21 protein-coding genes are annotated in these 21,744 nt (G+C 71.1%); 12 read left to right on the top strand and 9 right to left on the bottom strand.

The window, feature by feature from the left end; all coding sequences use genetic code 11:
- Window positions 1-279 precede the first annotated feature (279 nt).
- Both AC57BS_RS23855 and AC57BS_RS23850 read left to right on the top strand, forming a co-directional pair.
- Window positions 280-1,659 carry a calcium-binding protein gene (locus tag AC57BS_RS23855; RefSeq protein WP_496413929.1) on the top strand — a complete coding sequence of 460 codons (1,380 nt, stop codon included), beginning with the start codon at window positions 280-282 and terminating at the stop codon, window positions 1,657-1,659.
- Between the two features lie 343 nt (window positions 1,660-2,002).
- Window positions 2,003-2,488 (top strand): cupin domain-containing protein, encoded by a 486-nt coding sequence (locus AC57BS_RS23850; RefSeq protein WP_496413928.1) that lies wholly within the window; start codon window positions 2,003-2,005, stop codon window positions 2,486-2,488.
- Window positions 2,489-2,515: 27 nt separating this feature from the next.
- Here AC57BS_RS23850 and ppk2 read toward each other — a convergent pair whose 3' ends face one another.
- Complete coding sequence (gene ppk2 / locus AC57BS_RS23845) at window positions 2,516-3,373, bottom strand: polyphosphate kinase 2 (RefSeq protein WP_496413927.1); 858 nt, start codon at window positions 3,371-3,373, stop codon at window positions 2,516-2,518.
- Window positions 3,374-3,617: 244 nt separating this feature from the next.
- Window positions 3,618-4,484 (bottom strand): SDR family oxidoreductase, encoded by an 867-nt coding sequence (locus AC57BS_RS23840; protein ID WP_496413926.1) that lies wholly within the window; start codon window positions 4,482-4,484, stop codon window positions 3,618-3,620.
- An 87-nt stretch (window positions 4,485-4,571) separates the two neighbouring features.
- On the opposite strand from AC57BS_RS23840, the gene AC57BS_RS23835 reads away from it, so the two are divergent.
- Window positions 4,572-5,114, top strand: a complete 543-nt coding sequence (locus AC57BS_RS23835) for a TetR/AcrR family transcriptional regulator (protein ID WP_496413925.1) — start codon at window positions 4,572-4,574, stop codon at window positions 5,112-5,114.
- Window positions 5,115-5,600: 486 nt separating this feature from the next.
- On the opposite strand, the gene AC57BS_RS23830 is transcribed toward AC57BS_RS23835, so the two are convergent.
- Complete coding sequence (locus tag AC57BS_RS23830) at window positions 5,601-6,095, bottom strand: MarR family winged helix-turn-helix transcriptional regulator (protein ID WP_496413924.1); 495 nt, start codon at window positions 6,093-6,095, stop codon at window positions 5,601-5,603.
- 212 nt (window positions 6,096-6,307) lie between these two features.
- Here AC57BS_RS23830 and AC57BS_RS23825 point away from each other — a divergent pair, with 212 nt between their 5' ends.
- Both AC57BS_RS23825 and AC57BS_RS23820 read left to right on the top strand, forming a co-directional pair.
- A complete protein-coding gene (locus tag AC57BS_RS23825) occupies window positions 6,308-8,164 on the top strand; it encodes an FAD-dependent oxidoreductase (protein WP_496413923.1) in 1,857 nt (618 codons plus the stop codon).
- 122 nt (window positions 8,165-8,286) lie between these two features.
- Window positions 8,287-8,463, top strand: a complete 177-nt coding sequence (locus AC57BS_RS23820; RefSeq protein ID WP_496413922.1) for a hypothetical protein — start codon at window positions 8,287-8,289, stop codon at window positions 8,461-8,463.
- A gap of 429 nt (window positions 8,464-8,892) precedes the next feature.
- Here the strand turns inward: AC57BS_RS23820 and AC57BS_RS23815 are convergent, their stop codons facing one another.
- Window positions 8,893-9,669, bottom strand: coding sequence for a hypothetical protein (locus tag AC57BS_RS23815; RefSeq protein WP_496413921.1), 777 nt, complete (start codon window positions 9,667-9,669; stop codon window positions 8,893-8,895).
- A 143-nt stretch (window positions 9,670-9,812) separates the two neighbouring features.
- On the opposite strand from AC57BS_RS23815, the gene AC57BS_RS23810 reads away from it, so the two are divergent.
- On the top strand, window positions 9,813-11,555 hold the full coding sequence (locus AC57BS_RS23810; RefSeq protein ID WP_496413920.1) for a carbon starvation CstA family protein: 1,743 nt from the start codon (window positions 9,813-9,815) through the stop codon (window positions 11,553-11,555).
- Complete coding sequence (locus AC57BS_RS23805; RefSeq protein ID WP_496413919.1) at window positions 11,552-11,959, top strand: hypothetical protein; 408 nt, start codon at window positions 11,552-11,554, stop codon at window positions 11,957-11,959. The genes AC57BS_RS23810 and AC57BS_RS23805 overlap by 4 nt, the downstream gene beginning before the upstream one ends.
- Before the next feature lie 9 nt (window positions 11,960-11,968).
- On the opposite strand, the gene AC57BS_RS23800 is transcribed toward AC57BS_RS23805, so the two are convergent.
- Entirely contained in the window at window positions 11,969-13,159 is a 1,191-nt protein-coding gene (locus AC57BS_RS23800) for a RimK family alpha-L-glutamate ligase (RefSeq protein ID WP_496413918.1), read from the bottom strand.
- Window positions 13,160-13,210: 51 nt separating this feature from the next.
- Here AC57BS_RS23800 and AC57BS_RS23795 point away from each other — a divergent pair, with 51 nt between their 5' ends.
- Entirely contained in the window at window positions 13,211-13,699 is a 489-nt protein-coding gene (locus AC57BS_RS23795) for an ATP-dependent zinc protease family protein (protein WP_496413917.1), read from the top strand.
- Between the two features lie 4 nt (window positions 13,700-13,703).
- Here the strand turns inward: AC57BS_RS23795 and AC57BS_RS23790 are convergent, their stop codons facing one another.
- Window positions 13,704-15,032 (bottom strand): hypothetical protein, encoded by a 1,329-nt coding sequence (locus AC57BS_RS23790; protein WP_496413916.1) that lies wholly within the window; start codon window positions 15,030-15,032, stop codon window positions 13,704-13,706.
- A gap of 173 nt (window positions 15,033-15,205) precedes the next feature.
- Between AC57BS_RS23790 and AC57BS_RS23785 the strand changes: the two genes are divergently transcribed.
- From AC57BS_RS23785 to AC57BS_RS23775, 3 genes are all read left to right on the top strand, one after another.
- Entirely contained in the window at window positions 15,206-16,024 is an 819-nt protein-coding gene (locus AC57BS_RS23785) for a carbohydrate-binding domain-containing protein (protein WP_496413915.1), read from the top strand.
- 121 nt (window positions 16,025-16,145) lie between these two features.
- The gene (locus AC57BS_RS23780) at window positions 16,146-17,093 is read left to right on the top strand and encodes a succinylglutamate desuccinylase/aspartoacylase family protein (RefSeq protein WP_496413914.1); all 948 of its coding nucleotides are present in this window, start codon (window positions 16,146-16,148) and stop codon (window positions 17,091-17,093) included.
- Window positions 17,094-17,114: 21 nt separating this feature from the next.
- Window positions 17,115-18,314, top strand: coding sequence for a cysteine desulfurase-like protein (locus tag AC57BS_RS23775; RefSeq protein ID WP_496413913.1), 1,200 nt, complete (start codon window positions 17,115-17,117; stop codon window positions 18,312-18,314).
- A 1-nt stretch (window position 18,315) separates the two neighbouring features.
- Here AC57BS_RS23775 and AC57BS_RS23770 read toward each other — a convergent pair whose 3' ends face one another.
- The 3 genes from AC57BS_RS23770 to AC57BS_RS23760 all read right to left on the bottom strand — a co-directional run bounded on the left by AC57BS_RS23770 (window position 18,316) and on the right by AC57BS_RS23760 (window position 20,261).
- Window positions 18,316-19,167, bottom strand: a complete 852-nt coding sequence (locus AC57BS_RS23770; RefSeq protein WP_496413912.1) for a GNAT family N-acetyltransferase — start codon at window positions 19,165-19,167, stop codon at window positions 18,316-18,318.
- Window positions 19,168-19,210: 43 nt separating this feature from the next.
- Window positions 19,211-19,453, bottom strand: coding sequence for a hypothetical protein (locus AC57BS_RS23765; RefSeq protein ID WP_496413911.1), 243 nt, complete (start codon window positions 19,451-19,453; stop codon window positions 19,211-19,213).
- Between the two features lie 112 nt (window positions 19,454-19,565).
- Window positions 19,566-20,261 (bottom strand): slipin family protein, encoded by a 696-nt coding sequence (locus AC57BS_RS23760; RefSeq protein ID WP_496413910.1) that lies wholly within the window; start codon window positions 20,259-20,261, stop codon window positions 19,566-19,568.
- Window positions 20,262-20,650: 389 nt separating this feature from the next.
- On the opposite strand from AC57BS_RS23760, the gene AC57BS_RS23755 reads away from it, so the two are divergent.
- A complete protein-coding gene (locus tag AC57BS_RS23755) occupies window positions 20,651-21,691 on the top strand; it encodes a DNA polymerase IV (RefSeq protein WP_496413909.1) in 1,041 nt (346 codons plus the stop codon).
- Window positions 21,692-21,744: the final 53 nt, after the last annotated feature.

Genomic DNA, 21,744 nt, shown 5'->3' with positions numbered 1-21,744 from the left:
ACCACGCGGCGGCGCAGGATCGCAGGCGCCGACGACGTCCCACTTTTCCCGAGCCGTTCGGGACTTCGGTCCCATGTGCGGCGCGCGGGGGGCGCTCATCCTGAGTGGCATCGACTGCGGGGAAGGAGACGAGACATGGACACACACGGAGGCACAGGTCGACCGTCGAACAGGCCGCTCGTGAGGGCACCAGCGGCGTGGAGGTGGACTCCTGGGCGAACCACGGGGCCTCGCCTGGTCCTCGCCGGTCTCGCGCTCGTCGCGCCGCTGCTTCCCGCTGTGCCGTCGAGTGCCGTCGCGGGGACGTGCGAGGGCAGGCCCGCGACGGTTCTCGGCACGCCGGGAGACGACGTCCTCAACGGGACCGACGGCGACGACGTGATCGTCGGGTTGGGCGGCGACGACACGATCTCGGGATTCCTCGGCAACGACGTGATCTGCGGCGACGAGGGGACGGACCGTCTGGCGGGGTACGCAGGCGACGACCGCATCTTCGGCGGGTTCGACAGCGATGCCGGCGGCGACGTCATCTGGCCGGGACCGGGCAGCGACTACGTCGACCCCGGCCTCGACCCCCTGACGCGCGACGACTTCTCCATTCCCGCGGACACCGTGCTCTACTCGGACCTCCTCGCCGCCGGCTTCCCGGGCGGGATCAGGGCTGACCTCACCCCCGTCGGCGGACTGGGCTTCGTGGCAGAGCCGTCAGGCACCGATCAGGTCGTCGTGACCGAGGCGCTGAGCATCGCGGGCACGCGCACTGCGGACGTCCTGATCGGATCGCCGTACCTCGACGTGCTGATCGGTCGTGGCGGTGCTGACCAGATCGACGGCGCCGGCGGCAACGACACCCTCTCCGCAGACTTCACGAACACGGACGTCGACCCGGCTGCTGACGCCCCGGACGACATCGACGGAGGGCCGGGCATGGACTGGATCTTCCTGGGACAGGCTGGAGGTACGGCGCGTGGCGGGGACGACACGGACCATCTCGAGGTCCACCCGGAGACCGCCCCAGCCGTCCTGCGCGGCCAGGACGGAGACGATCAGCTCGTGGTCGAGGCCGTGGAGGACGTCGACGTCGACGGCGGTGGAGGCCACGACGACATCTACCTCAGGCTCACCCCCGCCTCGCGCGGGCTGTCGGTGGACGGAGGCAGGTCCAGAGATCTCGTCACCTTCGACGTGCGGAGGGCGGGCTTCGGCAAGGGCTCGCCGATCACCGTGGACCTGGGCCGCGGAGTTCTTCGGACCAAAGCACGGGCCGGTCGGGTGCGCGGTCTCGAGGTCCTGTGGATCCAGGGCGAGGACTCCCGCTGGCAGGTCCGCGGCACCCACCGCAACGAGGACGTGATCATGCGGGGAGGGCGCAGCCTGGAGACGTCGATGCGCGGAGGCCGCGACTCGGTCGTCGCCACACGAGGGCGGGACGTCCTGGACCTGGGCCAGGGTCGCGGCGACTTCGCGAACGGCCGCAAGGGATGGGACACCTGCCTCGGCGCCGAGCGGGTCAGGAGCTGCGAGAACCTGCGCTCTCGTCGGTCGGGTCGAGACGCGCGGGATGCACATGCGGCGGCACGGAATGCGTTCGAGCGGCTCCTGCGCGGCGCGCAGGTCGTGCCACGGCCGCTCGTCGGGGACCTCGAGCTCCACGAGTGACTGCGCCCTCTGGCTACCTGCTGTCAACGGTCAGCCCGCGGTGGGTCCGCGGGCTGACTCCAGCCGGGCGAATGCGCGAGCTGTATCGCCCTGATGTTCTTCAGATGTCCGAAACGGTGACGCCAGCACGCGGCGAAGTGACGCGGCACTGAAGACGGCCCGGCCCGCAGGTTCGCAGGGACGGTGTGGCGGCGAAGACTATGCGGAGCGGCACGGCACGGCACGGCACGAGACCAGCGTCGCGCTGGTGGATCATCGCGCCGCAAGCCGACACCGGCGCCCATCGGTCCTCATCCACTTTGGGACTCTTCCGGACCGCTCCCGTCGCAGATAGCGTCCGAACATGTCGTACCCGGACCCCACGTACTTCGGCAACGGCGACGTCCTGGCTCGCTACCGCCCGGCGGCCACGCCACCCGATCTGCCTCTTCCCGGTGGCTCGGCGACCTACCTGGCCACGGGGGCGACGACTGATGGCCGCTTCGGGCTCTACCGATGGGACATTGGCCCGGAGCCGGCCGGGGCGCAGCCGCACTTCCACCGGACCATCAGCGAGTCCTTCTTCGTGGTCTCGGGCACGGTGCAGCTCTTCGACGGCAGCACCTGGCTGGAGGGTCGACCGGGCGACTTCGTCTACGTGCCCGAGGGAGGCCTCCACGGCTTCCGCAACGAGTCAGGCGAGCCTGCCTCGCTGCTGATTCTCTTCGCGCCCGGCGCCCCGCGCGAGGCCTACTTCGAAGGAATGGTCGAGCTGGCCGAGGGGCGCTGGACGCCGAGTCACGACGAGCTTCAGGAGTTCATGGAGAAGCACGACAACATCTACCTGTGACGCAGGGCGGCGGATGGCGCGGGCTACCTAGTACAGCTGCGGAACGAACGTCTGCTCGTGCATCGGCGGTCTGACGTAGGGGGCGTCCCGCACCTCCGGGAGCTCCACGGGCGCGGGAGCGACATCCTCGTAGTCGAACTGCGCGAGCAGATGGCTGATGCAGTTGAGCCTGGCCGCCCTCTTGTCGTCGGACGGAACGACGTACCAGGGCGCCTGCTTGATGTCGGTGTACTGGAAGGTGGTGTCCTTGGCCATGGAGTAGCGGACGTAGAGCTCGCGCTCCGCGAGGTCCATGTCGGACAGCTTCCACCGCTTGAGCGGCTCGGCGTTGCGCGCCTCGAAGCGCCGTTGCTGCTCCTCCGCGCTGACGGAGAACCAGTACTTGAGGACCACGATCCCGGAGCGGACCAGCATCCGCTCGAACTCGGGACAGCTGCGGAGGAACTCCTGGTGCTCGTCCTCCGTGCAGAAGCCCATCACCCACTCCACGTTCGAGCGGTTGTACCAGCTGCGATCGAACAGGACCATCTCCCCGGCGGCCGGCAGGTGCTCGACGTAGCGCTGGAAGTACCACTGGGTGCGCTCGCGGTCGGTGGGTTTCGGCAGGGCCACGATGCGCACGGTGCGGGGGCTGGTGCGTTCGGTGATCCGTTTGATCACGCCCCCCTTCCCCGCTGAGCCACGTCCCTCGAAGATGACCAGGACTTTGAGGCCCTGGGACTGGATCCAGTACTGGAGCAGCACCAGCTGTTCCTGAAGGCGCTCCATCTCAGCCTCGTAGACCGGCGACCGCAGGCGGCCCTTGGCGGTGTAGCGCTCGTCCGACCGGTCTGGGCGGTTCCGGATCGTGTCCGGCTCGGACTGCACGAGTGGATTCTTGGCCATCTGGCCTCCTGTCAGAGCCATCGTCACCCCGCACGGTCGCGTCGGCAAGCATGCGGCGCAGAACGAGCGCTGAACTCGGCCGAGTCGGCACGGGTGGCGGCTTCACCATCGGCCGCGAAAGCGGGGGGTCCCACCTCACGCACAGGCCAGCGCAGCGATGTGCCCGGCAGGCGGCGGCAGGACGCATTCCGGTCGTAGCGAAGTGCCGGACTGGTTCGTTGGCCTCAATGATGAGTGGACGATGTCAACCCGCGTGGCTCGAGATCGCGTTGGTCTGCTTGGGGTGCCGCAGGCCGAGGAGGCGGGCACCGATGGCGTCGTTGAGCCGCGTGGGCAGCACCGCGTTCATGGTGAGCATCGCCTGGGCCTGTGCCCCGGCGGCGTAGCGGGCACGAGGACGGCGTGCGGTCAACGCCTGCTCGACAACCCGGGCTACGACGTCCGGCGGCGCAGTCCGGCGCTGGAGCGTCGTGACCAGCCTGCGCATCCCGCGAATGTGCTGTGCGTAGAGCTCGCGGTGTGTGGCGGACATACCCTCCTCCATGTCTGCAAGCATCGACTGGATCTCGCGCCAGGGACCAGTGTCGGTGGGGCCCGGCTCGACAACGGACACGTCGATGCCCCAGGGTCGCAGTTCGCCCCTGAGCACGTCCGCGAGTCCTTCGACCGCGAACTTCGATGCGCAATAGGCGCCCTCCATCAGCACCGGCGCGCGGCCGCCGGTCGAGGAGATGAATACGATCCGGCCGCTGGCGGCACGGATCTGGGGCAGCAAAGCCTGGGTGACGGCGACCTGGCCAAAGAGGTTGACCTCGAACTGGCGGCGGAAGTCTGGAATGGAGACAGCCTCGACCGGGCCCAGCACGCCGATCGCGGCGTTGTTGACCAACGCGTCCAACCGCTCGGGTAGCCGGTCAGCCAGGGCGGAGAGGTGTGCCTCGTTGGTGATGTCGAGCTGGACCGGCGTGATGCGTCCATCGGCTGTGGTGAGGCGTTCCTTGCTGGCGTCGTCGCGGACGCCGGCGAAGACTGTCCAATCCGCGCGGGCCAGTCGCAGAGTGATGGCCTGCCCGATGCCTCGTCCGGCCCCGGTGATGAGTGCTGTTGGCATGGTCGCCGCCTTCCTGACCGGTCCTCAGCCCACACCGCGAATGTACTACTAGCGTAGTAGCCATGTCACTACCTCTATAGTGAGTTTGTGAGCTCGCTCCGGGACCGTGCCCTCGATGCCGCCATCGAGTTGCTGGGCACCCAAGGCCTCAAGGGCCTCACCCACCGCCGGATCGACCAGAAGGCCCAACTGCCACCCGGGTCGACGTCGAACTACTTCCGAACCCGCGACGCCCTGCTCGCCGGAGTCGTTGATGCCATCGTCGAGCGGGAGATGGCAGGCGCCCGCGCAGCGTTCGCGCCCAGGTCGGTCGACGAGTTCCTCGACGCCCTCGTGGCCCTCTTCGACCACATCACGCGCGACCAGCGAACCGTGACCACGGCGCGGCTCGTCCTGTTCATGGAGGCCAGCCACGATCCCGCCCTGCGCGAGGCCCTCTGGCGTGGCCGAGCCCGGATCGCGACCGCCCTCGAGTCGGCGCTGGCCGGTCTGGGTGCCCGCGACCCCAACACCGCGGCCGGCGCGATCATGGCGTGCTCCGAGGGCCTCATCCTGCACCGCATCGCCAGGCACGACGACACCGACGTACGACCGGTTCTCGACCTGGTCGCGAGAGCGGCGCTTGCCTGAGACCGATGCCCTGGGCTCTGGGGCCAACTCTCAAGCGGGCCGCGCCATCCCAGCCAGACCAGGCACAGGGGCGCGTCAGCCGCGGCAGGGTACAAGCGGGAACCAGCGCGACACGGGAACGCACTTGCGCCAACCTGCGCAGGCTGTGTCGCGCGTGACGGTGCGCAGCCTCGGGGCACCGTCATGGGACGCCCCAGCTCGGGCAGCCGGCGCGGCTTGTCGCGTTCGACGGGCTACCGCGACGACCTCCGAGGGTGCCCTAACGATCATCGGTGTTGAGGGAGATCCGGGGAGCGCCGGCAGGCGGCTGAATGGGCTAGTCAAACTGGCACAGCTCGTGCAGCGGACCCCATGTGCATGTCCGACGACCTGGGAGCTGCACGTCCAGCTCCGGGGTTCGAGCCGTGGGTGCCGTCCGGCTGCTGTCGAGCCACGGTGACCCTCGCCCGCCTTGGCCCGGTCGGTCAGGGCTGCGGTTGCGCGCTCTCAGATGTCATCCGCCGTCGAGGCGCGGGGTCGCTCGAGAGCCTCCACGAACCGACGCGCGGCGTCTGTAGCCGCCCGGAGGTCGGGTTCCGACCAATCAGCGAGCAGCTCCTCGTACAACGCGCGGGCCGTCTGCTTCGTACGACCGTGCCGGGCCGTGCCGGTCCGCGTAGCGTGCACGAGTACGACGCGGCCGTCGCGCGGGTCTGCTTCGCGCTCTACTAGGCCCAACGCTTCCAGGCGGCGTACTTGCGTGGTCATGGTGGAGCGGTCGACCTCTTGCCAGTCGGCGAGCGCGGAGAGGCGTACCGGCCCCGTGTCGGCGATCCGGCCGAGCAGCCAGGCGTCAGTCCACGACAGGTTCGGCTCCGCGTCGGCGAGCATGGATCGTTTCACGTCGCTGCGGGTGAACCAGCGAACCAGCATCGGCACGGCGCGCTCGAGAGCGGCGGCGGCTTCGGCCACAGGTGGGGTGTGTGCCGATCGACCTTCCATGCGGTGAGACTAGCCTCACACAGGTAGTTGGACTATTCCAACTACTTTGTTCGTTGAAGTCAGTGAACCCACGGATCGAAGGAGTGCGAGATGACGCCCGCCACCGTCCCCGTCGACAAGACCGCAGACGACATCGTCGATGTCTGGGGGCAGGACTCCTTCCCGGCCAGCGATGCGCCCGCCAACTGGTAGCGCGCGAACAGGAGGACAGCATGACCACCAGCTCCAGCCAGCTCACCGGCTCCATCGGGACGGTGTCCGACCAGGGCATTCCGGCCGAGGTGGACGTCGCCGTTGTCGGGTCCGGCGGCGCCGGCCTGATGGCGGCGCTGAGCGCCGCGAAGGAGGGCGCTCGCGTGCTCGTCGTGGAGTCACGCGAGCTCGTCGGCGGAGCGACCGGCATCTCGGCCGGCGCCGCGTGGATCCCGAACCACGGCTTCTCCACCAAGCAGCTGAAGGTCGAGGACGACCTGGACCAGGCCCGGCGCTACATCTATGGCCAGGGACGCGACGAGGTCCTCGACCACGCGCTCATCGAGAAGTTCCTCGAGACCGGCCCCCAGGTGGCGCGCTACATCGAGGCCAACACCGCCTTCGGCTGGATTCCCACGATCTGGCCGGACTACCGCTCCGACATCGACGGCGCCTCCATCGGTCGGGCGTTGTTCCCCGGCCCCTACTCGCCGCAGGGGCTGGGCGAGGCCGCGCGGTTCGTGCGGCCGGCGCTGACGACCGGGATGGCGAAGAACCCGCTACCGTTCTGGATGCTCGGCGGCATGGGTATCGACGAGGCCTGGCTGGCAGGGCCGGCCCTGGTAGGCGCCCTGCTCGAAGCCGGCCTCCGCAACGGCGTCGACGTACGCGTCGAAGCGCCAGCGATCCGTCTCGTCACGGACGACTCAGGTGTACGCGGCGTCGTCGTGAAGTCCGGTGGCGTCGAGCACACCGTGCGCGCCACGAAGGGCGTCGTCCTGGCCAGCGGCGGCTTCGAGAGCTCGTCCGAGCTGACCACCGCCCACCTCGACGCGCCCTTCGGCACCCAGGTGTCCCCGGCGGGTCACGACGGCATTGCCGTGCAGCTTGCCGAGGAGATCGGCGCCGACCTGACCGGCATGCAGGACGCCTGGTGGATGCCCGGCGTACAGCTGCCCGGCGAGGAGCTCGAAGGCCGCCCGCTGAGCCGCGTGTTCCTCGGCGAGCGCGCCCTGCCCCACAGCATCATGGTCAACAGCCTGGGCGAGCGGTTCGCCAACGAGGCCCTGGCCTACGACCAGTTCGGTGCGATCATGCGCGAGGTCGACCCCGCGACCGGGACCATGCCCAACGCCACCGCATGGTTGATCTTCGACCAGACCTACTGGGACAAGTTCGGGATCTTCGGCATCCCCCCGGGCGGCGACGTGCCCGACTACCTCCACCGCGCCGACACCCTCGCCGACCTCGCCAACTCCATCGGCGTCGACGCCGAGGGCCTCCAGCGCACGGTCGAGCGGTTCAACCCCGACGCCCGCCGGGCACGTGACCCGCAGTTCGGTCGCGGCGAGACCCTGTTCGACCGCTACTTCGGCGCCTACTACCCGCGACTGGGCAGCTACTCACCCGACGCACGATTCCCCGCCGCCACTGCCAAGGCACGGCAGCGCATCGCCGCGGCGATCGGTCCGGTCGTGAACAAGCTCGCCGGACGGGCCGCGCGGAAGAACAACGCCGAGCAGCTTCGCTCGGTCGTCGTCGGCCCCTTGGCCAGGATCATCCGCCCGGTGCTGAACAGCCCGAGGTCCAGCGTGCTGGGCCCGGTCGAGACGGCGCCGTACTACGCGCTCGAGGTCAAGGCCAGCGCCCTGGGAACCGTGGGCGGACCCCGCACCGATGCACGTGGGCGAGCCCTCAACACCCGCGGCGAGGTGATCCCCGGCCTGTACGCCGCGGGCAACGCTGGCGGCGCGCCCACCAAGGGCTTTTACGGCGGAGCCGGCGGAACGATCTCGCTGGGCCTGGTCTTCGGGCACCTCGCGGGCCGCGACGCGGCACGCCAGGACACGGAAGCGAGCAGGCGTCCCGCCGCGTAGCCCGGCTTCGCTCCGGCCTCGGTCACCCACGCGGTGGCCGAGGCCGGAGCCACAGCCACCAGAACCACCGGAACACAGACACACATCCAGCTGGGCCAGGAGCCCAGGAGGGAGGAACAGGCATGACAAGCTCCGAGGTCACCCTCTTCATCGTCGCCGCGCTGCTCGCAGGCGGCCTGACGATGGGAGGCGTCACACTCGTCTACTTCCTCGACAAGTGGCGCGACGACACAACGAGGCCGTCCATGGACTCGCGGGGTGAGCATGCCGAGTCCAGTCCGTCCCGAGGGGCAGGGTGATCCACCTGCTTTCGGGTGGTGCCACGTGGTCGTCTCACGACCACCGCCTCATCCTGACTGACTGTGTATGGGGTCGTTGGGGAGGGATGGAGGGACTTCATCCATCGCGGCCGCCGACCCGCTTCTCGGTCTGACGAGCACAGGCGGCGGGGTGCAGCGCCCCCGGGCGCTCCTGGCTGCGCGCTGAGACTCCCGGCGCGGCCGGCGCGGGGAAGGACCTGGGCTGGTTCGCGACCGGGCGGTGAGACCGACGGCGCCAGGGTGAGAAGCGACCTGTTGCGCCGGCACCACCACCAGCGCCCAGACGACGGCGTCTCGCCCACCGCGAGCTCACCCCTCACCCGACATGGTGGACCACTCCGGCGCCCCAGGGCCGCCGCGGGCCTCCACCACTACGGCGCGCCCGATTCCGTGTCGTGATCCTTATGCTCAGTTCTTCGGCCCAGCCGAGGGACTGGGGATGGCGGCGACGCACCGGCGCTCGAAGTCGCGCTGCCGCCGCCATCTCTGGATCAGGCCGGGGGGACGTCCCAGGCCGATCCGCGCTGGGGCCTCCTCCACCTGCATGCCGGCGCCGTCCCAGTGGCCGCGGTAGCTCCACTGCGTCCACTGCTCGAGGTCCGGGAACGACGCGTCCTGCCCGAACAGCACTGCCGGACCGGGTGGCGGCGGTTCCTGGGAGGCCAGGGAGACCAGCTCAGGATCACCGTCGACGCGGGCCACGCGTACGACCGGCCCGTTGACTCCGGCCACGACGAGCAGGTGGTCGCGTGAGGGGTCCTCGCGGGCCGGCACCTCCGTGACCGCGTCGACGTCGATCTCGACGATGAGGCGCGGGAGGTACCACCAGTGCTCGCGCTGCAGGAGCGGCGAGTCGGCCAGGAGCCGCGAGGGCGGGTAGCGACGGAGCTCCTGGGGCAACAGGTTGGTCGCGAACAGGTCGCCGGACGGGTCCTCGACCAGCCGGGGCCGGCCGACCAGGACGAGGGGACGGAACGCCGTACCCGTCGACCGCGGTTCCGTCAGGCTGAGGGCAACCACGGGGGACCGCGCGACCTCCCTCGCCCGGTCCTCGTCGGCGTAGGTGAACGCGAGCACAGGCACGTCGTCGTGCACGAGAGGTACGACGCCGTGGACCCGCGGTCGGCCGGCCACCACCCAGCCGACCTCCGCCAGCGACGACGCCGAGATCGTTTCCGTGGTCACGATCGCCCACACTGCCACAGCGGAACCGCACCGCTCTTCGGGTGAGGAGGACACGTCTCGTCCGGATGCATGATGGATCACCAGCCACCTTCTGAGGTCGGCAGCCATGCCGTCCGGGCGACTGTGTGGAAGGAGCTCGACCGATGCCTGCCATTGCCGTCGCCGCCGTCGTGGGCGTGCTCTTCTTCCTCGGCTACCGCTACTACTCGGCCTACCTCGCCGAACGCGTGTACGCCCTGGATCCGGGGTTCCTCACCCCTGCGCACCAGTTCAAGGACGGGATCGACTTCGTCCCCACCAACAAGCACGTGGTCTTCGGCCATCACTTCACCTCGGTCGCCGGGGCCGCGCCGATCGTCGGTCCGGCGATCGCGGTCTTCTGGGGCTGGGGCCCGGCCCTCGCCTGGATCGTGCTGGGCACGATCTTCGCCGCGGGCGTCCACGACTTCGGATCGCTCGCTGTATCGCTGCGCCACCGTGCCAAGAACATCGGCACGATCGCGCAGGACGTGATCAGCAAGCGCGCCCGGACGCTCTTCCTGCTGATCATCTTCTTCCTGCTGACGCTCGTGAACGCGGTGTTCGCGGTGGTGATCGCGAACCTCTTCGTCGCCAACCCGGGTGCCGTGATCCCGATCTTCGTCGAGATCCCGCTCGCGATGTTCATCGGCCAGTACATCTACCGGACGCGCTCGGCGGCCCTGGTGCCCTCGATCCTCGGGGTCATCGGCCTCTACCTGCTGATCTGGGTCGGGCAGCAGTACCCGATCGACCTCGCTCCGGCCGCCGAGGCGGTCGGGATCGAGGCCCGCACCCTGTGGGTGATCATCCTGTTCGCCTACACCTTCGTGGCCTCGAGGCTCCCGGTGTGGATGCTGCTCCAGCCGCGCGACTACATCAACTCCCACCAGCTGTTCATCGCGCTCGGCGTGATCGCCCTGGGCATGCTGGTCGGCTGGAACGAGATCGTCGCCCCGCTGGTCAACGACGTCCCCGACGGCTCCCCGTCGATCTTCCCCTTCCTGTTCATCACGATCGCCTGCGGCGCGATCTCGGGGTTCCACTCCCTCGTCTCCTCGGGCACGACGGCCAAGCAGGTCGACAAGGAGACCGACGCCCGCTACATCGGCTACATGGGTGCCGTCGGCGAGGGCAGCCTCGCGACCGGGGCCGTCCTCGCGGTGTCTGCTGGGGTGGTCGCCACCCGCAATGAGTGGGAAGCCCTCTACCCCGACTTCGCCACTGCCTCCGGGGGCGCGGTCGGCAACTTCGTCAACGGAGTTGCCGTGTTCGCCCACAACCTCGGCGTCCCGCTGGACCTGGCCGTCATCTTCGCGGCTGTCGTGGTCATCTCGTTCGCCGCGACGACCATGGACACCGGCGTCCGCCTCCAGCGCTACATCGTCCAGGAGATCGCGGAGCTGGCGGGCTGGCACGCGCTCGCGCGAAACCTGACGCTCGCGGGCCTCGTGGCGGTCGCGGTGCCGATGGCCATGGCGCTGATCCCCGGTGGGGGCGACGCCGGCTACACGTTCGGCGTGCTCTGGCGGCTGTTCGGCACCACCAACCAGCTCACGGCGGGCCTGGCGCTCACCGTCGTGGCGGTGTGGGTGCTCCGGATGAAGCGCAACCCTCTCCCCGCCGTGGTCCCGCTGGTCTTCCTGCTGGCGATGACCACCTGGGCGCTCTTCAGCCAGTTCTGGGACTTCACCCAGGGTGAGTCGTGGAGCGAGCGTTGGGTGCTGGCGCCGCTGGACGCGGTCATCTTCGTCCTGGCGCTCTGGCTGATCGTCGAGGCTGCAGGAGCGTTGCGGCGTGGCAGCCGGCGTGAGTACGACGAGGCCGGCAGCCCGCTCGGCGACGACTCGGACGTGACCACGAGATGACCGTCCGCGTCGTGCTCGTGCGGCCGTGGGCCGATGCCCACGGCGGCACCGGGTGCTGCAGCGGTGAGAGCCGCGACGGCATCTGCTTCGACGGCCGGGTCGACGGTCCGCGCGAGCACGACGCCGAGATGAAAACCGTCGCCGAGGCCTATCTCCGCCTGCGGGCCGAGGTGCCCGACGCCGACGTGCAGATCGTCGGCGTCGACAACACGGCCTACCTCCTGCCGAGCGTGTTCAGGGCGGTGCGACGCCGCCGGGGCACCTGGGCGGCGCTGAAGGAGGCGAACCGTGCGACGACGGCCGGCTCGCTCCTGATCGATGGTGAGCGCGTCGGCGACGTCACGCAGATGGGAGTCGAGGCCATCGTGACGGAGGTACGCCGCCGCACCCGCGTCGCGTACTAGCTGCCGAGATCAGAGGCTCTCCGGCGGCAGATGCTTCTTCATCAGCCGCCTGACCCGCTTCTGCTTCCGGTCCGGGATCATCGAGCGCATCTCCTCGAGCTTCCCGAAGCACAGCAGCCGGTCCTCGCCCTCGAGGACCGTCTTGTTGCGCGGGTTCGGGATCACGTGGGGGCCGCGGTGCAGCGTCAGCACGGTGATGTCGCGCTCGTCGAGGCCGGAGTCGCCGAGCTTCTTGCCGACCATGTCGGAGCCGGTGTGCACGACGATCTCGGCCACGCCGTAGCCGGTCGAGACCGTCAGCCGCTGGCGTACGTCGATGTCGGGGAACGCGACCTGGTTGGCCATGTAGTCGACGATCGCGCCGGCGACGTCGAGCTTGGTCGCGGTCTCGATGCCCTCGAGGCCGGGTGAGGAGTTCACCTCCATCACCTGCGGGCCCTTGCGGCCCTCGAGCATGTCGACGCCGGCGACGCGGAGGCCCATGATCTGCGCGGAGCGTACGGCCACGCGCTCGAACTCCTCGTCGAGCTCGACCGGCTCGACGCTGCCGCCGCGGTGGACGTTCGAGCGGAACTCGTCGCCCTGCGCGACGCGCCGCATCGCCGCCACCACGCGGTCGCCGACGACGAGGGCGCGGATGTCGCGGCCCTTGCTCTCCTTGACGAAACGCTGGATCAGCACGTTCTGCCGGGTGCTCTGCAGCGTCTCGATGATCGCCTCGGCGACCTTGATCGTCGGCGCCAGGATCACGCCGATGCCCTGCGTCCCCTCCAGCAGCTTGATCACGACCGGCGCACCGCCGACGCGCTCGATCGCCGGGATCACGTCGGCGCGGTCGCGCACGAAGGTCGTCGCCGGCATCGGGATCTTGTGGCGCGACAGGATCTGCGTGGCGCGCAGCTTGTCGCGGCTGTTGGCGATGCCATAGCTCGTGTTGGGCGTGTAGACGTCCATCTGCTCGAACTGCCGCACGACGGCGGTTCCGAAGTAGGTGATCGAGTTGCCGATGCGCGGCAGCACCGCGTCGTACGTCGAGAGCTGCTTGCCGCGGAACAGCAGGTCGGGCTCGTCGCCCGACAGGTCGATGCCGAAGCGCAGCGTGTTGAGCACCTTGACGTCGTGGCCGCGATCGATGGCCGCGGTCCGCAGCCGCTGGGTGCTGTAGGAGCGCGGTGCCCGAGAGAGGATGGCGAGCTTCATGGGCAGCCATCCAACCACCTCCGCCACACGGCCCCCTGCCAAGATGGCCCGGTGCCCACCACACCCGAGCAGCCCGAGCCCGACCACGTCGTCGTCGGCTGGCGCGAGTGGGTCTCCCTCCCGCAGGCCGGCGTGGACTGGGTGAAGGCCAAGATCGACACCGGTGCGCGATCGTCGTCGATCCACGCCTTCGACCTCGAGGCGTATCTGCAGGACGGCGCCGAGTGGGTGCGCTTCTCCATCCACCCCTGGCAGCGCTCCGACGAGGACCACGTCGAGCTCAGCCTGCCGGTCCTCGACCGGCGCGAGGTCCGCTCGAGCAACGGCCAGGTGGAGCAGCGGTACGCCGTGGCGCTCGACGTCACGCTGGTGGGTCGCACCATCACGACCGTCATGACGCTGAGCAACCGCGACGAGATGGGCTTCCGGATGCTGATCGGGCGCGAGGCCCTCGAGCGGGGCTTCCTCGTCGACTCGGCCAGGTCGTACGCCGGCGGCAAGCCGCGCCGCGCCGTACGCCGCAAGAACTGGGGCAAGTAGCCCGTCAGCGCAGCTTGATCTCGCAGCTCCTCAGCTTCTCGCCGCTGCACCGGTCGCGGCTGGCCTTGCCGTTGATCGTGTCGCGACCCGGGCCGCCGACGAGCAGGTCCTTCCCGCGGCTGCCCGAGATCGTGTCGTTGCCGCCGTCACCGTGGATGCGGATCTCCGATCTCCGCGCGTCGCAGTCGAGCAGGTAGCCGTCGTCGCCGGTGCGGTCGGACTCCAGCGAGTCCTTGCCGGCGCGCCCGCGGATCGTGGCCATGCATGCGTAGAAGCGGACGTCGTCGGCCTTCTTCGTGCCGAGGACGGTCATTCGCTTCGCCCCGACGCGGACGTCGTCCCAGCCACGGAAGCCGCTGCGCTGGGTCCTGCCGAAGAAGCGGTTCTCGAGCCGGCCCTTGGCCAGGTCGAGGTCGAGCCGCTTGCCGGCCCACAGGTCGATCGAGTCCTCACCCGGGCCGCCGACGTACTCGCTGCCCCGCCAGGCGAGTCCGTTCGGCGCGAGGAGCGTGTCGTCGCCGCCACCGAGGGCGAACCGCAGGACCGTCCTGGCACCGCGGTTGAGGAAGAAGCGGGCGTACTCGTCGCGCTCACTGCCGGTGAGGGACAGCGAGCGCGGCGCGCCGGGACCCAGCTCGAAGCGGGTGACCTCGCCCGTCCAGGAGAGCACCGATGCACCGTCCTCGGTCCACGATCGCCGGGCTGCGTCGATGGCCACGTGACCGACGCCGATGGCGGGTCGCAGCTCGGCCGAGGTGCCCAGCGCCACCCGTGAGCCCGGCGCCTGGATCCCGTACCAGTACACGACGTGCCCGTCACCGGCGAGCTGCAGCACGTCGGGGTTGGGCACGTCGAGCATCCCGGTGAAGTACTGGTCGGCGGACTGCCCCGGGCGCGTTCCGGTCGTCGCGAGGACGGTGTCGGCCTCCAGGTCCACCGGCCCACCGCCGTCGTTGGACCCGAGGACCACGTAGTCCCGGCCCGCCGAGGCGGTGTAGTGGTCGGACCCGGTGCCGAGCTCCGCGTCGATAGTCGATCCGGACGCGGAGGCGTCCACCACGTCATTGCCCGCGCCGGCGCGCAGCGTCACGAAGACCGGGGCCGTCACGTCGGTGACGCAGACCAGGTCGTCGCCGCCCAGCGTGGCGACGCCGACGGCGCCGTTGGTCACCACCACGTCGGGGCCCTCCGTGCCGGTCACGCCGAGCTGGCCCGGCGCGCCGACGATCGTGGCCGGCCGTCCCTGGCACGTCTCCACAGCCGCCTGGGCGGTCGGCGCGGCGAGCAGGGTGGCCGTGAGCAGTGCGGCGGCCACGAGGGGCAGCGGTCGCATGAGGTGTCCTTCGGTCGGGGTCCGGTCCGAGGGAGACGCTGCCAGACGCAGAGAAGTTGTCACCCGGCGGTCGGGGGCTCACAGGAGACCCACAAGGTCAGCCCACCGGGTCGACAGGTGGGCCGCGCAGCATCGGGTTCACCAGACCAGATGCACTCCGGAAGGCAGCACCCATGCGACTCACCACGCTCCGCCAGGCCGTCGCCGGCACCTTGGCCGCCGCGCTCCTCGCGGGCTGCGGCGCCTCCGTCGCCAGCGACTCCTCGTCGACCTCCTCGAGCACGACCAGCACGTCGACCAGCGCTGTCGTCGCGACCGACGCGACGACCATCGAGGACGCCCTCGCCGACGACGTCGCCGTCGAGACCGGCGACACCGCCTACGACGAGGCCGACGCCACCGCGATCACCCTCTCCGGCACCACAGCCGAGTCCGACAGCGACGCGGTGACGACCGAGGACGGCACCGTGACGATCACGGCCGCCGGGACGTACGTCCTCTCCGGCGACCTCACCGGCCAGGTCGTCGTCGACAACGCCGGCGACGGCGTCGTACGCCTCGTGCTCGACGACGCGACCATCACCTCCGAGACCACGGCGGCGATCACCGTGGTCGACGCGGAGTCGGTCGTGGTCGTCCTCGCCGACGGCAGCAGCAACGAGCTGACCGACGCCGGGACGTACGACGACGCGGAGGTCAACGCGGACGCCCCCACCGGCACGCTCTACTCGACCGCCGACCTCACCATCGGCGGCACCGGCTCGCTGACGGTGACCGGCACCAGCAACAACGGCATCGTCGGCAAGGACGGTCTCGTCATCACCGGCGGCACCATCGACGTGACGTCGGTCGACGACGGCATCATCGGGAAGGACTACCTCGTCCTCACCGACGGCGAGGTGCCAGGCGGAGGGATGGGCGGCCAGATGGGGGGTACTGCGCCCGGGCAGGGCGGCGCCGAGTCCTCGGACTCCACCACCCAGAACAGCTGACCGCACCCCCAGAACCGGCCCGCTCCGGCCCCTCCGTCCCCCGGGAGGTGGCCGGGGCGGGTCTTGCGCGCCACTAGGCTGGACCCGTGACCACCGCCGCCGCACCGACGAGCGCCGGCTAGTGGCGCGCGAGTCGTTCGGCATCGGCGGCGTCCGGATCCGCGCGGGCACCGTACGCGCCCTCGAGCTCCCGATCACCCGCCTCGTCACCGGCGCCGACGTCACCCTCCCGGTGCGGGTCGTGCACGGGCGCGAGGACGGCCCGAGCGTGTGGATCGACGCGGCCATCCACGGCGACGAGGTCGCCGGCGTCGAGGTCGTGCGACAGGTGATGGCCGGGCTCGACCCCAAGACGTTCCGCGGCACGCTGGTCGCCGTACCCATCGTCAACGTCCTCGGCTTCATGACCGGCGACCGCTACCTGCCCGACCGCCGCGACCTCAACCGGTCCTTCCCCGGCTCGGCCCGCGGCTCGCTCGCCGGCCGGATCGCGCACCTGTTCATGCGCGAGATCGTGGCCGGCTGCGAGGTCGGCATCGACCTGCACACCGGGTCCGACCGCCGCAGCAACCTGCCCCAGGTCCGCGCCGACCTCGACGACGCGCGCACCCGCGAGCTCGCCGCCGCCTTCGGGGCGCCGGTGATGCTGCACGCCAAGATCCGCGACGGCTCGTTGCGGCACGCCGCCCGCGAGCAGGGCGCCAAGGTGCTGCTCTACGAGGGCGGCGAGAACCTCCGTTTCGACGACTACGCCGTCGACGCCGGCGTGATCGGCGTACGCCGGGTGCTGGCCGCGCTGGGCATGACCGAGCCGGTCGTCGAGCCGGCCGTCGAGGCCAGCCGGGAGTGCCGCTCGAGCGCCTGGGTCCGCGCCCGTCGCACCGGCATCCTCCACCTCGACGCCCACCTCGGCCAGAAGGTCAGCGACGGCGAGCGCCTCGGCACCCTCTTCGACTCCTTCGGCAAGACCCTGCGCGCGGTCTACGCCAACCGCGACGGCATCGTGATCGGCCGCACCGAGGCACCGCTCGTGAACTCCGGTGACGCCGTGGTGCACATCGCCAGCTGAGGCTCTGGTTGGCTCGTGCCCATGTCGTTCGACGTCTCGGCCTTCCGCGCCGGCTTCCCCTCCCTCGCCTCCGGCATCGCCCACTTCGACAACCCCGGCGGTACGCAGACGCCCCTCGTCGTCGGCGAGGCTATCGCCCGTGCGCTCACCGGCCCGCTGTCCCAGCGCGGGTCGGCGCTGGTCAGCCAGCGCAACGCCGAGGCGACGGTCGCCGGCTTCCGCTCCGCCGTCGCCGACCTCGTCGGCGGGGTCCCGGGTGGCGTGGTCCACGGCCGCAGCGCCACCGCGCTGACGTACGACTTCTCCCGAGCCCTGGCCAAGACCTGGTCGCCCGGCGACGAGGTCGTCGTCTGCGAGCTCGACCACGACTCCAACGTCCGCCCGTGGATCCAGGCGGCCGAGCGCGCCGGCGCGACCGTCCGCTGGCTGCGGCTCGACCCGGCCACGGGAGAGCTCGACCTCTCCTCGCTCGACGTCATCACCTCGCGGACCCGCCTCGTGGCCATCACCGCCGCCTCCAACCTGCTCGGCACCCGGCCGCCGGTCGCGACCGTCGCCGCGCGGGCGCACGAGGTGGGCGCGCTCGTCCACGTCGACGCGGTGCACCACACCGCCCACGCGGCGCCCGACATCGCCGCGATGGGCGCCGACCTCCTGGTCTGCTCGCCCTACAAGTTCTTCGGCCCGCACTGCGGCGCGCTCGTCGCCGACCCGGCCCTGCTCGAGACGCTGCGGCCCGACAAGCTGGTGCCGTCGACCGACGCGGTGCCGGAGCGCTTCGAGCTCGGCACCCTGCCGTACGAGCTGCTCGCCGGCGTGACCGCCGCGGTCGACCTCATCGCCTCGCTCGGCTCCGGCGACTCGCGGCGTGAGCGACTGGTCTCGGCCGCCGGGCTCATCGCCGAGCACGAGCTGCGGCTGCGCGTACGGATCGAGGACGGCCTCGCCGCGATGGGTGACCGCCTCATCCTCCACTCGCGCGCCGCCGACCGGACCTCGACGCTCTTCGTCACCCTGCGCGAGCGCGAGCCCGTGGAGGCGTACGAGCACCTGGCGAAGCTCGACGTGCTGGTCCCGGCCGGCACGTTCTACGCCCACGAGACGTTCCGGGCGCTGGGGCTCCCCGTCGACGCCGGGCTGCGGATCGGGCTGGCGGCCTACAACGACGACAGCGACGTCGACCGGCTGCTCGAGGGGCTGGCGGACTTCCTCGGCGCCTGACTCAGGCCCCGCGCCGCCACCGGTACGTCCGGGTGCGCGCCCCGGGCACGAAGCCGATCCGCCGGTAGAGCCGGGCAGGTCCCGGGTAGCCGTCGTCGCCGCGCGGGCAGACGAGCCCGGTCGTGGCGCCGGCGTCGCGGGCGGCGGTGAGCGCCGAGACCGAGGCCGCGGTGGCCAGCCCGCGTCCGCCGTGCTCGGCCACGCACCCCACGGGCTCGACGAGGGCGACGCCGGTCGTCGGGTCGAGCCAGACGCAGCACGAGGCGACCCACTCGCCGTCGGTCGTGGTCACGACGTGGTCGAGCTCGGGCCGGTAGGGCGCGATCGTCATCAGCCGCTCGTACGCCGCGGTCGTCACCCGCGACGTCGGCGACCAGGCGGCGCGGTGGACCGCGGCCCGCTGCTCGTGCTCGCCGGCCCGCACCGCGCGGACGGCGTATCCCTCCGACACGTCCACGGCAGGCAGGTCGGCGAGGTCGAGGTGGTGGTGGGTGAACCACGGCGACTCCACCTCGGCGAAGCCGTGGTCGGCCAGCACGCCGATCACGACGGCCTCCGTCTCGAGCGTGCTCGCGGTGACCTCGTCGGCCGCGTCGGCGAGGACGGCGGTGACGACGGCGTCCACGGCCGCCGGGTCGGTGCCGCAGACCTCCAGCCAGTCCAGCGACTCCAGCCACGCCCAGGCGTCGTCGACCACGTACGCCGGCCCGAGGTCGAGCACGTCGGGCTCGCCGTACGCCACCGACCAGGCGAGCTGGCCGGGGTGGTGCCGCGACTGCGGCGACCAGGTCCGCGAGGCCAGCGCCTGCATCCGGGGCAGGGCCTGCTCGACGTCGAGGCGCTCGGGAGTCATGGCGGCACTCTGACAGCCCGCGGGTCGGGGACGCGCGGGTTTTTCAGTCCGGGCGGTAGGCCCCGCGCGCCTGCTCCGCGACCTCCTGCGACCCCGGCCCGCCCTCGTGCGCGCTGGAGTCGACGCCATCGGTGTCGACCGTGTCGCCGACGGTGGCGTTGCCCTCGGGCTCGGCGTCGAGCGCACGCTGGCGGTCCTCGTCGCTGACCCGCTCGCCGGCCGTCGGGAAGACCGAGTCCTCCGGGTGCTCGGCGTACGGATCGGGTTCGCTCTGCTGGTCGGTCATGGCCCCGACCGTACGCCGCGGGCCCACCGCCGCGGACCCCCGCAGGGGTGGCGGCACATCGCATCCCGGGAGCGTGTCCCGGTGCGATGTGCCGCCACCCCAGCGGTAGGCGTCAGTCCTCGCGGGAGGACGTACGCCCCGGCTGCACCAGCTCGACGCGCGAGCCGGGCGGCAGCGCCTGGACCAGCCGCAGCTGCGCGAGCGACGGGTGGTCGTCGAGCAGCTTCGCGCCGTTGGCCAGCGACCGCAGGGCCGCGGTCTCGGCCCGCGCGGCCTCGAGCTGCGCCTGCGCGCGGTGGCGGCCGACGACGAGCTCGGCGTACGCCGCCCGCAGGTCGCCCGGCAGCACGACGTCCTTGACGACGACGTCGACGAGCCGGATGCCGACCTCGGAAGCGGCCGCGGCCGCCCGGTCGCGGACCCCCTCGGCGAGCCGGGACCGCGGCGCCCGGACGAGCGCCTCGGCCTCCTGCCCGGCGAGCACGTCACGCAGGCCGAGCTGGATCGCGAGGTAGACCGCGCCCACCGGGTCGCGGAGCCGCTCGGTGAACGCCACCGGGTCGGCCACCGTCCAGCGGAAGACGGCCGACACCTTGGCGGTCACGCCGTCGGCGGTGAGCACCTCCTGCGTCGGCACGAGGTCGAGGCGCTCGCGGAGGTCGACGAGCTGGTGCTCGGCTCGGCGGCGTACGACGTGCCGACCGGGACCGAGCACGACGGTGGCCTCACCGTCGCGGCGCTCGAGGAGGACCTCCCACGGCTGGACCGTGTGAGAGGGCAGGAGCAGGAGCTTGAGATCAAGGGACATGGGCGGACCTCCTTCGCGGAGAGCGGTAGGTGGATGGATGGATCGGCATGGGTGCTGGACGGGCTGGGGTGGTGGCCGGCGACCACGGCGGCGGGCGGGGACCGGACCCGTCGTGCTGACCGGATCCGCCTCAGGGCTCGTCGACGAGGACCGTCACCGGCCACCACCCGTGAGAGGAGTGAGAGTCGAACTCACAGGAGTGAACAGCTCCGATGCCATTTGCCTTGGAAGGGCAGTGCGGCGAGGTACGACGCGCGGTACGGGGCCCGGAACTCCGGCCCCGCCGCTGATCTCGCCGTGGACGAGGGTAGGCGGCCCGCGGCGTCGGCCGCACCTGGTTTTCGCAGCGACGCCCCGGCGCTGTCGGATCCCTCGGCCATGATGACGGGGTGACGCACTGGGTGCTCCACGTCGACATGGACCAGTTCCTCGTCGCCGTCGAGCTGCTGCGCCGGCCCGAGCTGGTCGGCCTGCCGGTCGTCGTCGGCGGGCGCGGCGACCCGACCGAGCGGGCGGTGGTGTCGACGGCGTCCTACGAGGCGCGCGCCCACGGCGTACGCAGTGGGCTCGCGCTCCGGCTCGCGAAGCGCCGCTCCCCCGACGCGGTCTTCCTGCCGGTCGACTTCCCGGTCTACGAGGCGGCGTCGGCGCGGGTGATGGAGACCCTGCGGTCCCACCCGGGAGCGGTCGTCGAGGTGCTCGGCTGGGACGAGGCGTTCGTCGGCGTCGAGACCGACGACCCCGTCGCCACCGCCCGGGAGCTCCAGGCGGCGGTCCTCGAGGCGACCGGGCTGCACTGCTCCGTCGGCATCGGCGACACCCTGGTGCGCGCCAAGATCGCCACCGAGTTCGGCAAGCCGCAGGGCACGTTCGTGCTGACCCGCGAGACCTGGATGGAGGTCATGGGCGACCGGCCGACCACCGCGCTGTGGGGCGTCGGGTCCAGGATCGGCGCGCGGTTGGAGGCGATCGGCATCCGCACCGTCGCCGACCTCGCGGCGGCTGACGAGGCCGCCCTGGTCGCCGCCTTCGGCCCGACCAACGGTCCGCACCTCGGCCGGCTCGGTCGTGGCGGTGGTCGCTCCCGGCCCGACGACACCCCGTGGGTGGCGCGCGCCCACGGCCGCGAGACGACCTACCAGTCCGACCTCACCACGCCCGACGACGTACGCGCCGCCCTGCGCGAGCTGGCCGCTCGCGTCGTCGACGACGTGCGCAAGGAGCAGCGCGCCGTCATGCGGGTGCACCTCAAGGTGCGCTTCGCCCCGTTCTTCACCTTCACCAAGGTCCGCAAGCTCGCGGAGCCGACGTACGACCCGGACGTGATCGCCCGTACGGCCCTCGAGCTGTTCGTCGCCCTCGACGACGACCGCCCGGTGCGGCTGCTCGGCGTACGCGGGGAGATGGTGCCGCCCGAGGGCGGCTACTGAACCGGACAGTGGAGCGCCCGGCCGCTAGGTCCGGCCGTACGCTCCACTGTTGC

Source organism: Nocardioides sp. BGA-UO-ETr-FS32, from assembly GCF_059567905.1.
This window is presented reverse-complemented; position numbering and strand designations above follow the sequence as displayed.